This is a genomic window from Maribacter corallii, from assembly GCF_047345415.1.
In the GTDB taxonomy this organism is placed as follows: Bacteria; Bacteroidota; Bacteroidia; order Flavobacteriales; family Flavobacteriaceae; genus Maribacter_C.
Genome location: NZ_JBLFEP010000006.1, coordinates 38,561 through 54,214, shown reverse-complemented (window position 1 = coordinate 54,214; position 15,654 = coordinate 38,561). Strand labels below are relative to the sequence as shown.

At 42.7% G+C, this 15,654-nt stretch carries 3 protein-coding genes; all 3 read right to left on the bottom strand.

All coding sequences use genetic code 11. The features are described 5' to 3' along the window. Positions 1 to 853 precede the first annotated feature (853 nt). From ACKWCA_RS20080 to ACKWCA_RS20070, 3 genes are read right to left on the bottom strand one after another with little or no spacing between them, the layout of a single operon-like run. Complete coding sequence (locus ACKWCA_RS20080) at positions 854 to 2,791, bottom strand: OmpA family protein (protein ID WP_413980030.1); 1,938 nt, start codon at positions 2,789 to 2,791, stop codon at positions 854 to 856. A 10-nt stretch (positions 2,792 to 2,801) separates the two neighbouring features. Continuing rightward, positions 2,802 to 3,722, bottom strand: a complete 921-nt coding sequence (locus ACKWCA_RS20075) for a PorP/SprF family type IX secretion system membrane protein (protein ID WP_413980029.1) — start codon at positions 3,720 to 3,722, stop codon at positions 2,802 to 2,804. Between the two features lie 31 nt (positions 3,723 to 3,753). Beyond that, a complete protein-coding gene (locus tag ACKWCA_RS20070; RefSeq protein ID WP_413980028.1) occupies positions 3,754 to 15,375 on the bottom strand; it encodes a T9SS type B sorting domain-containing protein in 11,622 nt (3,873 codons plus the stop codon). Positions 15,376 to 15,654: the final 279 nt, after the last annotated feature.

The following is a 15,654-nucleotide window of genomic DNA, read 5'->3' as shown; positions in this document are numbered from 1 at the left end:
AGACAACCGAAGAATTCGGGTTGAAAATTGCCTTTAAAATCGATGCTCTTTTATAGTTTACCAGCTTATACAAGAAGATGTATCGCTTTGCGTTTTGTATACAAAAGCTACAAAAAACCACTGACAACACAATACATTCGTACAACATTGGTATATGAGATCGTCACAAACCATAAAACAATCTATCTTATTTCTAGGATGTGTGTTTGTTTAACTCTTGAATTAAATGGTTTTCATCTAGTACCACGAACTTGAAGGAAACGCGACGTATGAGTATCGTTCCCTACTGTTGAGTCCAAAAAAGCTTAACGTTAATCCCACCTGCCATTTAGAAACAATAATTGCTAACAGACGAAAAAGTGATAACGGCATTATGGAGAACATTGCTCCAAGCGGCGTAAACCTTCTTACCGGTTAAAAAAACTTATGAATTTCTTCAATATAGCTATATTGGGGTCAATATTTCAATGGAATATCCCCCTGATCTTCGAAATACCAAAGCGTTTAAGAAATCTACTATTACACGAGTAGTAGTTTTGTAAAGTGGACGAATGGGAAAGTTCAAAGTTCTAAACGAACCCCATTAAAGATCTCCTTGATTCTTGATTCATCAAAAACACGATTCTCGTTTTTTGAAACTTTTTACACAACCTTGTTTTTAGATACAACCTTCTGAAACCTTTTTTCCAATACTCCGAATTACAGTTGATAGCTAAAATGGCATGTTTTCATATTTAAGAGCGCTTATATACTACCTTAAATTATATACGCGCAATGACCTTTCTCTAAATAGGGAAATACTCTTTTATAACTTCTTTGTATGTAGTTTATAATCCGGCTCTTGTCCTTGATTTCAATCTAAGCTCACAATAATGAATTCAGACCTACGATTAACATCATGTTCTGCATTAGTGCATTTAACACGATTTTTACATCTGTTCAGCACTCGATCTTCTCCATACCCAATTGCACTTTCAATACGGCCACTTTCTATTCCTTGTGTGGTGATATATTTCGCTGTTGATTTGGCTCTTTTATCAGATAGGTATTTATTATAGCTATCTCTCCCCCTTGCGTCGGTATGTGCCTCAATCTTGATTGTCATCTTAGGGTATTCCTTCATGACTTCTACTATTTTATTTAACTCTTGTGCCGCGTCTGGTCTAATTTCCGCTTTGTTCAAATCAAAATAGATATTATCGATTTTAATCTTAAGTACCCCGTTTTCGTTTACGATGAGTTTGTTCAATTCTTTTGCCATGAACAACTGGAGGTTGTTTACGGAGTCGAGCACATCAGTTGTCATAAAGTCTTTTTGGTCTGATACGTAGCCTTCTTTTGAAATCTTAATCTGATGAGCAGTGGCACAGTCTAGGGTGTTTGCAAAGTCGAAAGCTCCAAAAGCATCTGTTTCAGTTTCCACCAATAACGTCCCTTTTTCATCAAATAACTGAACGCTCACATTTGATATGGACTGGTCATTAGACTTTCGCAATACAGTACCCTTTACCGTCTGCCCACACTTTTCTTCCAAACGTTCAAAAGAGTAAATATCATCATCTCCTACTCCACCTTCCCTGTTGGACGAAACATAGCCTCTTCTGGTATCTTCATTGACTATATAAGCAAAATCATCTTTATTGCTGTTTAAAGGCTTTGCCAGGTTTACCGGCTCAGAAAATTCAGGCTCAATTTCAGATTCAAAAACATCTAACCCACCTAATCCCAAATGACCATCAGATGAAAAATATAGTTTATTTTTGGTCAAAAATGGAAACATTTCTCTTCCACTGGTATTGATAACATCACCCAAGTTTTTGGGAGTAGAAAATTTATCGCCCTCCAATACGTCAACCACAAAAATATCCGTATCGCCAATACCTCCGGGCATATCAGAAACGAAGTATAGCTTTTTACCATCTGCACTGAGGGCGGGTTGGCCAACAGAATAGTCTTCACTATTAAATGGCACCTCATTTGCAGTTGTCCATTTATCATTAACGAAATCAGCATAGTAAAGTTTCAAATGATTGAAGCCTTCTTCATCCGTCCTTACTTTTTTGTCCGTATAATTGTTTCGGGTAAAATATATTCGATTCCCATTATTTCCAAAAGCGGCCATTGCTTCGTGGTATTTTGTATTAATGTTTTTCGAAAAAGGAGCGATGTTCTTCATATCTGTTCCTTTTTGCGTAGTATCCGCAACAAATAAGTTCAACCATGGTTGATTATTCCACTTATAAAGCCTGCTCTTTAAGTTTAGGCTGTCTCTGTTAGATGCAAAGACAATTTTATCTTTGTAGTACGCAGTGCCAAAGTCCGCCATTTTGGTATTGATGGATAAATTAGTCACCAGAAATTGAGGTTGTTTATTCAGAAGCATATCTAAACCCTCATCATTTACACCAAGCTGCGCTACATCATATCCATCTGCATTGAGTTTGTTTCCGTGAATTTTCATTAAGGCTTTGGCCAAAGTATAGTTTCCAATACCCTTCAATGAATGAATATATCTAAAAAAATACGTGGGGGCAATGACATTTTCATAGTTCGCAAATAGCTCTGCATACCATCTATGCGCATTTTTCATGTCGGTATTAAAGAAATAAGCATCCCCAGCTTTTTGAAGTACCTCTTGTGAATGATCACCTTTAGAAATAATTTCTTCATATTGTTGGGCCGCTTTTTTATACCAAAGTGATTCAAAATTCTTATCTGCTGATAAGTTCTTCTTTTGGGCAAACCCCATTGCACAGCAAGTAAATAGTATAAAGAGGATATTATTTTTCATGATTAAATTATTAGTAGAATCTTGGCGATTTAAATTTTCGTTCTTCAGATTTAAACTCGAATCGCAAGAAAATTTCATGCGTTCCGAAATTATAATTTCTAAGGTCGGTTGTGGTAAAATCATGGGCATAGCCTATTTTTAGTCTCGGCGATACTTGCAGGCCCGCAAGTGCAGAAAAAGAATCATCCCAGCGATATGCAAGGCCAAGGCTCAATGTCTCCTTTATCAAAGCATTCAATGAAACATCGGCAATGACCGGAGACCCTGGTACCCACTTAACAAAAAATGCTGGTTTAAGTTTTAAGTCAGCACTCATATCAAAAACGGTTCCTCCAATTAAAAAGTAATGAAGCCTTTCGGTAGAAATGTTCAGTTCCTCTGAATCATAATGTTCCGCCTCAAAGAAGTTCGGAATTGCGAGTCCCAAATAACTCTTCTCTGAATGGTAATAAACTCCTGCTCCTATTGTTGGTAGAAATTTACTGTTGATATTGGTTTGAAAAGCGATGTCCGGATTTTCAAAACTACCTTTTGAAAAATCAACATTTAATAAGCGTCCGCCGCCTTTTAAGCCAAAGGACAGCTTTTTTGTTTCATTAGTAAGGCGGATGGTATAGGAAAAGTTAGCGTCCAAAAAAGTTTCGTTGGAGGGCCCTAACTGATCATTGGCAATAACTAGGCCCAAACCCACATTTCTTCCGACGGGGCCATCGATTGCAAGCACTTGGGATTCTGGTGCACCATTGATACCTACCCATTGGGTACGATACATTCCTAAAATTGACAAATGTCCTCTAGAACCTGCATACCCGGGGTTTACACTTATTGTATTGTACATATATTGTGTAAACTGGGGATCTTGTTGGGTCCAAGCTAAACAGGAGCTCAAAACCGTTATTATTACTATTATATACTTAAGCTGATCTTTCATCGATATATATTTTAAAGGGGTAGGACGTTTACTATTCATTTATATATAACCAATCTTGGACAGGCTCTGATCCATCACCTAGATTCAAGATGTAGTAATAGGTCCCAACAGGAAGTTTTCTTTCTTCATTTATGGTAGCACGTCCATTGGAAATTCCACCCCAAGTATTGTCGTAGGCATTTTGTTCAAAAACAATATTGCCCCACCTATTATAGACTTGAAGAGTGTTGTTGGGATATCGGGAAATACAGTCTATTTTGAACACCTCGTTCACCCCATCTCCATTTGGGGAAAATTCATTAAAAACATGTAGACAGCCAGGAGCAATGCTAACTTGGGCACTATCATTGGTTTCATTTGAGTCAATCTGGTCTACGAAGGCAAGTGATGCTATATTCAAATAGTCATCTGGCTCCAAAACCTCAACGGTGATTTCCAAAGTTTCCGAGGCTTGCGCTTCCAGTGAAGCAATGGTCCAAAAACCGTCAATCTCATCGTATACGCCATTCGACGCAGTTGCACTAATAAAGCGATATCCCGTTGGTAATCGATCCTCAATTCCAATATTAGTTGCCAGCGAACCACTTTCATTGGAAACCTCTACAGAGAATATCACGTTCTCACCTATGCGCGGAGTGGTATTATTGACTGTCTTGACCACACTTATATCGGTAACCTGTGGTACCACGGCGATACTGGCTTCATCATCATCTTCCAAACCATCCGCGTAATCATCTACCGCTGTGTCTGAATCAGAATTACTATCCGGATCTGCTTGGTCGCTAGCAGTGACTTCAGCAATATTCAGATATTCGTCCTCTTCTCCAGAAGGGATGTTTACGGTCGCAAGAACTAGCAATGTCTCTGTGGTCCCATTCGATATTGTACCATTGGTTCGCCATTCACCACTTACTTCGTCATAGATGCCCATCGTCGTTATGTGAGATACGTAAGTATACCCTATAGGCAGCTTGTCAGTAACTACTACTCCAGTGGCGTTACTATCGCCACTATTAGTAACATTAATGGTAAACTCAACAGTATCACCAACATTGGGTGTCACATTGTTTACTTCTTTGGTTAATGAAAGGTCTGCAAGGCCTGTAGGTTGTGGATTAACCGTATCCTGGTCGTCCTCGGAATTCAGGTTGTTATCGGGTGAAGAGTCCGGGTCGAAAGTATCGAGGGCAATTAGCTCAGCAATATTTGTGTAATTGCCATTTGGCAATACGACTACGGTGACTTCAAGTGTTTCCGTTGATCCGTCAGGTAAATCACCAACATCCCAAGAACCGATGCCTTCAGAGTATGTTCCTTTCGAAGTGACCGCACTCATGAAATCATATCCAGAAGCCACGATATCTTCGATGATAACCCCGGTAGCATCGCTAGGTCCGTCGTTCGTGACCTCTACAGTGAAGATGATTTGATCACCAACCGATGGATTCAAATTATCGACGCTCTTCAAGACCGATATATCCGTAAGCACACGTGGTGTGGTACTTTGCTCTGCATGATCATCTTCTTCGGGCACATTATTATTTGGTGTTGAGTCCGGATCTAACTCGTTTACCGAAGTCACTTCAGCTTGATTTGCATAGCTTCCTGTGGTGTTGATACCTGTCGTGAGGTTCAAGCTCACAGAAGTACCACTGGGTACATCCCCAATGCTCCATAAACCACTTGCACTGTTATATGTTCCACCACCATCGTCAGATAAATAGGTATATCCACTTTGCAATAGATCGGTCACTACCACTCCTGTGGCTTCACTTGGCCCGTCATTTGTTAGGGTGATGGTAAAGGTTACATTCTCAGAGACGTCGGGAAATTCCTTATCTACAGTTTTCGTCAGCGCCAAATCGGCTAAGGGAACAGGAACCGTATTTTGTTCGTCTTGGTCATCCTCGCTTGAAAGGGCATTGTTCGGTATAGAATCGGGATCTTCGTTATCACTCGCGATAATCTCCGCTACATTGCTGTAATCTCCGATGGGATTAACCGTAACCAAAATATTCAAAGTCTCGGTCGTATTGTTAAATACCACGTTATTAAGGTCCCAAATACCTGTATTTTCATCATAATCCCCGGCCGTAGAAGTGTGGGAAATATAGGTGTAGCCAGTTGGAATAGACTCTGCCACGGTCACACCCCTCGCATCATTTGGTCCGAAATTTGTAAGATTTAAAGTAAATTCTATGTTCTCCCCTACTAAAGGAGTTGCGTTATCCACTGTTTTTTCTAAAGTCAAATCCGAAACCAATACGGGCACGGGATTGATTGTTGATTGGTCGTCTTCCGTGGCATCATTGTTCGCCGCTTCAGAATCTATATCAAACTCATTAAGGTCTGTTAGTTCGGCAGTATTCACATAGCTTCCTTCTGAAAGTACTATTGCGGTTATCACTATGTTTTCCGTCGCGCCATTTGCAAGGTTGCCTATTGTCCACGAACCGTTCAAGGGTTCAAAAACCCCAGTTGAGGGGGTCGCGCTTACAAAGGAGTATCCGGACTCTAGTACATCGGTCACAACAATATTGGTCGCATCACTTGGCCCATCATTGGTTACGGTTACCGTAAAGTTAATCTGACTGCCAATACCAGGGGTCATGTCATCAGCCGCTTTAGTTACTGAAATATCGACTAGACTTCGAGGCATTACGATTACCTGTTCTTGGTCATCCTCCGTCAAAACATTATTATTCGGTGTAGAGTCTTCATCTACTTCAGTATGCGAGATTATTTCGGCCGTGTTCACATAGCTACCTGTTGGGTTCACAGTGACTTGTACTTCCATGGATATGGATGCACCAATTGCCAGGTTTCCAATTACCCAAATCCCAGTACCGCTATCGTAGTTTCCTCCGGCATTGTCACTTACATAGGTAAATCCGTTAGGCAATATATCAAGCACCTGAACATTCGTTGCTTCGCTAGGGCCACTGTTTTCAACACTAAGAGTAAATGTTATGGAATCGCCTACATCAGGAGTCTCATTGTCTACAGTTTTACTCAAAGAAATATCTATGTATTCAATAGGAACCACCATTACGTCATCTTGATCATCTTCAGTAGCTAAACCATTATCAGGCGTTGAATCGGAATCAAAGACATCGGAAGCAACTACTTCTGCTATATTGTTATAATCCCCTGTAGCATTTACCAAAACATCGATTACCAACGTTTCCGAATCCCCACTGTTTACCGTCCCCACACGCCAAATACCCGTGTTTTCATTGTAGATACCCGATGTAGCGCTGTATAGAACAAAATCGAAACCAGAAGGCAACAAGTCTTCTACCTCTACGTTGGCCGCATCATTGGGACCATCATTGAATACTGTTATTTCAAAACTGATTTCAGAGCCTACATCCGGATTGATGTCGTTATCTACCACAATCTTGGTCAATGATAAATCTCCGATTGCCGGGTTTAAAACCAAAAGAGTTTCATCATCGTCATCGCCATCACCATTGCCATCTTCATCTACCGTGGCATCGGTGGAAGGATCACTATCGGGATCGTACTGATCACTCGCTATTATTTGGGCATTGTTCACATATTCACCCGGCGTAGCAGTTGGCGCATTTACAGTAGCTTCGTACGTTAGCAGAATACTGCCACCATTTCCTAAAACAGAAAGACCGTTCCATGTAGCTGTATTACCAAAACTTACCCCACCATTGTTAACCGTAGTCAAATTGAATCCACTTGGGAGTACATCGTTTACCGAGACACCAGTGGCGGTATCTGCGCTGGAATTGCTGATGGTCAATGTAAAAACTACCGTTTCACCTACATTAGGAGCGGCACTATTGGCCGTTTTTTCAATGTCCAAATCTGCTGATTGTATCGTTACCGTAACTGCATCTTCGTCATCTTCACTTTGGTCTCCATTATCATTGTTTGGTGTACTGTCGCTGTCAAACTGATTAGCATCCGTAACTTGTACTCTATTGAGATACTCACTTGCCACCCCTGTTGGTGCCAAAACCTCGGCATCGAAGGTCAAAACCAATGTATTTGAACCAACCGGTACTGAAAGTCCTGACCAATCAATGTTATTCCCGCTAATGGCACCTCCATTTGATATAGCTACTAAGTTTCCAAAACCAGGCGGAACACTATTTTGAATATTCACACCATTCGCGAGAACACCTCCATTATTGCTAAGTGTGACGGAGAACGTAACCGTATCACCTACATTTGGATTACTATCGTTAACCGAAACATCCAATTCCAAGTCGATTACTTGAGGTGTAACTTCAAAAAAATCTTCGTCATCCTCACTTTGATCTCCATCGTCATTAAATGGTTCGCTATCTGGATCTGCTTGATCACTTGCGGCTATTTCCGCTATGTTCAAATATTCGTCGAAATCATTTGTTGGAGCATTTACGGTTACTTCATAGGAAACCGTAGTATTTCCGACCGGAACATTGGCAATATTCCAAGCCAAAAACGTTCCGGCAATATCAGTTCCACCGTTGTTGATTGAATTCAACGTATACCCCCTAGGGACCATATCTTCGATGCGCACGTTGGTTGCTTGGTTTGGACCGAGATTAGTTACCGTCAATTCAAAAACTACGATATCCCCTACATTCGGCGTAGCACTAGATACTACATTGATATCCTTCAAAAGACTTAAATCGGCCGATTGAATAGTAAAGGATATCACGGTGTAATCATCCTCCGTGGTAACATTATTGTTAGGCGTACTGTCAACATCGGGTAAATCAGAAGTGGTGATTTCCGCTACACTCGTATAGTTACCGGTATCCTCAATGGTAACGTCGTAGCTCAAGTTCAAGTCATTACCGTTGTCAACCGATAGGTTGCTCCAAGTGATGGTGCGGTCTCCTGCATTGTAGAAACCTCCATTACTTATGGTTCCTCCTACAATATCAAAACCATCGGGAAGGGTCTCTACTACGGTTATGCCCGTTCCATCGCCCGTTTCTACGGTGTCGTTATTCAACAAATTTATTGTGACCGTAATCCGGTCCCCAACATTCCCATCGTTAGCACTTAGGGTCTTATTCAATTCCAAATCTATATTTTCGAATATGATAGCAGCAGAGCTCTCATCATCTTCGCTCTGGTCACCGTTTTCGTTGTTGGGCGTACTATCGGGATCGGCCTGATCGCTATCTGTTATCTCCGCAGTATTCAAATATTCGCCAAGTGTGCCAGTAGGAGCATTAACAGTGGCCGTAAGGCTTACACTGACCGTACCTGCTGCTGTCACCGAGAGTCCAGACCAACTAATAATATTCCCACTTTGGACACCTCCATCGTTAATGGTTCCCAAAGCATATCCTGAAGGCAAAACATCGGAGAGAGCTACACCAGTAGCATTGGCCGTTCCATCATTGCTTATTGTTAATGTAAAAGTGACCAAATCACCAATGCTAGCTGACGAAGGACTAACCGTCTTTACCAAACTTAAATCGGCCTGTTCGATAATAAAAGTAGCTGAGTCATAGTCGTCCTCTGTGACTATTCCATTATTGGGTGTACTATCTAAATCGGATAGGTCAGATGTAGTTACTTCCGCCACACTGGTGTAATTCCCGCTGTCGTTAATAGTAACATCGTAGGATAAATCCAAATCCGCTCCATTGACGATAGATAAATTGCTCCAAGTAATGGTCAAATTACCTGGATTGTATATCCCCCCATTACTGATACTACCGCCAACAATATCAAAGCCGTTGGGCAAGGTCTCAACAACTGTAATTCCTGTACCGTTACCGGTAGCGACAATATCATTATTGGCTACATTTATAGTTGCTGTTATTTGATCTCCAACATTACCCGAAAGGGAGCTAAAACTTTTGGTCAGTTCCAAATCAATGTCTTCTAGAACAATCGCGGCTGAACTCTCATCGTCCTCGCTCTGATCACCGTTGTCATTGTTCGGAGTACTATCGGGATCGGCTTGATCGCTATCCGTTATCTCTGCAGTATTCAAATATTCATTATTGATTCCCGTAGGGGCATCAACCGTTGCCGTAAGGCTTACACTGGTCGTTCCTGATGCCGTTACAGAAAGTCCGGACCAATTGATCGTATTGCCAGTTTGGGTGCCACCATTGTTGATGGTACCTAAGGTATACCCTGAGGGTAAAACATCTGAAAGGGCAATTCCTGTGGCATTAGCGGTTCCATCGTTGCTCACCGTTAGGGTAAAGGTGACTACGTCGCCCACACTGGCAGCGGTAGGGCTGACGGTTTTCAATAAGCTAATATCCGCCGATTGAATGGTGAAGGTTACCGTATCATAATCATCTTCAGTAATGATTCCGTTATTTGGGGTGCTGTCCACATCCGGTAAATGAGATGTCGTTATTTCGGCCGTACTAGTGTAGTTACCACTATCGTTAATGGTAACTTCATAGCTTAGATTCAAATCTCCTCCATTGGCAACGGATATATTACTCCAAGTTATGGTACGATCCCCTGCATTATAAAAACCGCCGTTGCTAATTGTTCCTCCGACGACATCAAAGCCGTTGGGCAGGGTTTCTACCACAGTTATGCCGGTTCCATTTCCAGTTTCGGTGGTATCATCGTTCGCAACATTTAGGGTAACCGTAATTTGATCACCGACGTTACCTTCAGTGGAACTGGCACTTTTGGTCAGTTCTAAGTCTATATTTTCAAAAGCAATGGCAACAGAACTCTCATCATCCTCACTTTGGTCGCCATTATCATTGTTTGGTGTACTATCGGGGTCAGCCTGATCACTTGCCGTTATCTCGGCGGTGTTTAGGTATTCGTTTGAAGTTCCTGTTGGTGCATCAACGGTGGCCGTAAAACTTACACTGGCCGTTCCTGATGCAGTCACTGAGAGCCCTGTCCAATCAATGCCACTCCCATTTTGTATTCCCCCATTGTTGATGGTACCCAACGTATACCCAGAAGGTAAAACATCGGAGAGGCTAACACCAGTGGCATCGAAGGTTCCTCCATTGCTGAGGGTCAGCGTAAAGGTCACTTCATCGCCTACGCTCGCATCAGTAGGGTTTACTGTTTTAATTAAACTTAAATCTGCTGATTGAATGGTGACTTCGACCTCATCTTGATCGTCTTCCGAGGCAACCGCATTGTTAACCGATGAATCAGGGTCAAATTGATTAGCGGCAATTATCTCAGCAAAATTAAGGTACGAACCACTCTGATTGATGGTGGCTTCAAAAGTCAAATCCAAAGTCGCACCATTAGGTACGGCCAAATTTGACCAAACAATACTCAAATTACCAGGATTGTATACCCCATCATTGCTTACACTACCCAATACAACGCTGTAACCATTGGGTACTATATCCCGTACCGAGATACCATCAGCATCAGATTGTCCGTCCACATCGTTATTAAAGATGGTAATCGTAAAGGTCACGTTATCACCTGCATTGGCAGATGTAGGGTTAATCGATTTTGTCAGCTCCAAATCGGCCCTTCCCACAATTTCTATTTCAACGGTATCCGAGACATCGGAGCAAACACCATTTGAAACGGTCCATTCAAATATATACGTACCGACGGAAGCACCTGTAATGGCGGTGGAAGCATCCGTTTCATCTATAAAGTTTACAAAAGACGGACCTGAAATCTGTGACCAAATTCCGGTACCTTCACTTGGAGAAGTAGCCCCTAGTACAACAGGGTCAAATTCAGCCAAAGACTGATTTGGTCCCGCTTCGGCCGTCAAAGGTTGGGATTCTATGATAACTTCCATTGTATCTGAAAGTGAGCACCCCCCGTTCGTACTGGTCCAAGTAAATTCATAAGTGCCAGGAATCAAATCAAGAATTAAGGATGTAGGATTGTTCGGCGCAGTAATGTTTGCTGGCGTTTGTGCATCACTGACTCCTGGACCTGCAGTTTGGGTCCAAGTACCAGTGCCTGTAGTGAGAGGTGTAGCATCTAGATTAGTTTGTGTAGCGTCGCAAAACAATTGGTCACCACCGGCATCAGCATCTGAGGGGGGTACATCCGTGAAAGTAATACTGTACGGTGTGGACACCGAGGGCGCACAACCACCGCTGGCAAAAGCCGTTCCATTGGTGACCGTCCATGTAAAAACATAGGTTCCCAAAGTTGTAATATTGGATAGAGTGGATGTAGGGGAGTTTGGACTATCTATGACGACATCGCCGCCTGATGGGTCCGTGGTAAGCGTCCACTCACCTATCCCGATTGCTGGGGCCACGGCATCCAATTGTGCGTCTAACTGACATGCGTTGATTTGATCAGCGCCAACAACTGCGTTTGAAGGAGCTTCAAAAACCTCAATACGCAACACGTCAGCCGCATCTGTACAGTTATCCGTAGAAAAATTCCATTCTAAAATATAAATACCCGGTACGGTAAGATTGTCCAAAGTCGTATTGTATAAAGAGGTATCGGCAAAAGTAGCGACGCTTCCCGATGGTACACTGGCAAATCTCCAGAAGGCACTATTGCCAGGCTGGGTCGTATCAAAATCGGGATTTCCATCCGCAGGACTTACATCATCTAAAGGATTATTACCGGCCAGTGTTACAGATGTAGTATCCGCAATACATACGTTTTGATCCGCTCCGGCTTCGGGAGGTATTGGAGGTCCTGCACTGGTATTGACGGTAACGGTATCTGACGTATTGGTGCAAGTTGGCGAATAATCAGTGGTAAATTCAAAAACATAACTATTTCCAGGTACCATGGATACTTCTGCCACACTACTATTCGAAGGGTTCTGGGAGATAGTGGCCGGTGTTCCTGGATTTCCGTTTACTCCAGGTCCGTCTATTTGTGCCCAAGTTCCGGTTGAACCGAAAGTGGCTTCCAAGAGTGTATTGCTAGCATCACATAGTTGTTGATCCGGGCCAGCATCAGCTGGTGCAAAAACATCAACAACAGTGTCGTCAAAAGTCGAGGGGCAAGAAGGGTCTCCTATTATCGTCCAACGAAAAGTATAGCTACCAGATACTAGTCCCGTGACGTTGACGTTAGGATCATTTACATCTGAAAAAGAAGGAGTATTAGGAGCTCCGGAGAGTAGTGTCCAAAACCCATTTTCGATATTGGGGTCAAAAGCGTTTCCGGATAGTACAACATTGCTGGCATTACAAATAACCTGATCAATACCAGCTATAGCCGTAGTGGAAGGAATACCGACCTCAAGTACGACCTCATCAGTATCAACGGTACAATTACCATTGCTTACCTCCCATTGAAAGATATATTGCCCTGAAAAAGCGAAGGTGAACTCGGCCGTTGGACTTGTTTCGTCGTCAATTGTAAATCCTCCCGGGCCAGATACCAAAGACCATAGACCATCACCGGTCGAACTTGTGGCGGCCATAGTAAATACAGATGCACAAGCGCTTTGATCTGGTCCAGCATCCGCTGTGGCATCACCTCCAATCGTTACTTCGATATCGTTCGATGTCGACTGGCATCCCGAAGCATTTTTGGTAAGTGTCCAAGTTAAGATATAGCTGTCATTGGCAGTCACGTTTGCGGTTGTATTATACAGACTGCTATCAACAAAGGTGATTCCACCATTATTAGGAAGAACGGTCCATTCACCAGTTTCGTCAACCGCGGGTTGATTACCATTTAAGTTTACACTTGTAGTTCCGTTTGGCAAACATTGATCGGAACCTGCCAATGCGGGTTGTGGCCCTTGGGTAGCTCCTGTTGTTATGGTTACCGAATTGGATGTGGGCGCCGGACAACTATTATCATCTGGGTTGGAGACTGTCCATGTGAAAATGTATGTTTCGTTTGCTGTATCTAATCCTGAAACCAAAGTTTTGGGATTGTTAACATCTTCAAAGGTTATGGTATCACCTAGTGGGGCCGTATTGACCGTCCAAGTACCGATTAGGTTTTCGGAAACAGGAGCAGTAGCATCCATCACCACAGGGGTACCAAAACAAACATTGCTCTGATTTGATCCGGCATCCGATACAACGGATAGGGAAGAGACGACTACTTCAACATCGGATTGCGCCGAAGGACTACAAGCATTTCCTCCAGAAACACCGTATCGAAAAGAATATATTCCTGGGACCAAATTCGAAATAGCTGTGGTTCGTGCATATGGGTCAGCTATAGTAGCCGTATTCGGTCCATCCACCTGAGACCAAAGCGAACTTCCCATGATTACTTCATTACCAGTAACCGATGTATTATCAATATTACAGCCTAACACCTGCCGAGTACCCGCATTGGCCAACGTAGGGGTCAATGAAATTGTCACATTGATGGCATCGGTAGCTTCATCGCACCCAGTCTGGACAGATCCGGAAACTCTTTTTCTAAAGAGTACGGTATAGGTACCCTCCACGTCAAAATCAATGGTCGCTGGCGAATTCGTGTTCTGAAAATTACCTGGATTTACAATTGAGGAATCCGATGGACCACTAATTATACTGTATTGATTTGATCCATTACCTGTGGTCGTAAATGGTATATCGATTTCTGTTTGTCCACAAACCGCCGTGATATCGGCACCGCCATTGGCTATAATCGATATTGGCGTAGTAGAGTAGCGAATTACCACTTCCTCACTCGTAGCGCAGCCAGTAGTGCTATTGGTAATCGTGTAGTTGAACCTATAGGTACTGCTTCCGTTTAAACCACTGATTTGAGTCGTACTATTATTGGGGTCTAAAATGTTCACCCCTGATGTGGGACCACTTGTTTGTATCCAATTCACGGTTTCTCCACTATATTGCGGTACAAACCCTACTAGAGTGGCTGTTGTAATAGATGGATCACAAAATCGTATACTGGTTTCCTGGGCACCCGCTTGAGTAACATCCTGAGTTGCGGGCCCGACATTTATCGTTAGCGTGTCTGAACCATTTGCGCATGGTCCGGCAACACTCCATCGAAGAACATAAGTCCCCTCGATCAAGTTTGAGACATTTGAAGTATTGCTATTGGAGTTACTAAAACTAGGGGTGCTTGGACCACTCACAAATGACCATGTACCCTGCTGTCCATTGATACCGTTACCCCCAAAACTCGCGTTTAAATTCGTTTGTCGGGAAACTGTATAGCAATTGTCCAATGTCTGATCAGGACCCGCATCTATCGTAGATTCACCTCCATAATTAGTAACGGTTATCTCAGAAAAAGAATCACAAAACTGTCCCGGAGTATATTCAGGCCCGGTTATGGTCCACCGCAAGGTGGTGACCCCTGCATTACCTTCGGCCAAACCAATTGTCGATGTCGGGGAGCTTGGAAAATCAATCGTAACCCCTGCACTATTAGCACCTTCTATCGTCCAAATACCAGATTCTCCGGGGTTTTCAGGAGTATTCCCATTAATGACCAGGGCCCCCGAACTATCAGGACAGGATGCTAGATCACTACCGGCATCCGCCAATGTTATGGGCTCCACATTAATAATTACATCCTGAAATTGAGCGCTACCGTCAGTACAATCCGCACTTAGACGAAAGGTATAAGAATTTCCACCTATCATTCCCGTAATCGGAGTATTCAAATCACTAGGATCGTTAATAATTACCGAGGGCCCAGCTACTTGAGACCAGACGGGACCGCTTTGAACTAAACCCGTTGCGGAACCTGAAAGAGTAAAACCCGTACTATTAGCACAAATGGTCTCAGGTACTCCGGCATTCACGGAGCAATTTTGAGCGCTCAATATGCTCGCTGAAAAAACTAACGTTAGTACAAAAAAGAAAAAAAACTTGCGGTTTAAACTGTATCGACCGGTTAGGGAGTCGATGGGACTGTTATTCATCATGGTGGAACGGATGTTGACCTAATTCAGGCTTTGGTTGTCTTACTTTCCTACAATGATATATGTATTTTTCTATTCTTGTTAAAAATTGTTGTATTTCATCGATAATGTGTTGTGTTAATAGCTTAAGTTGATGTGTACAACCGAATAGTATTTCAG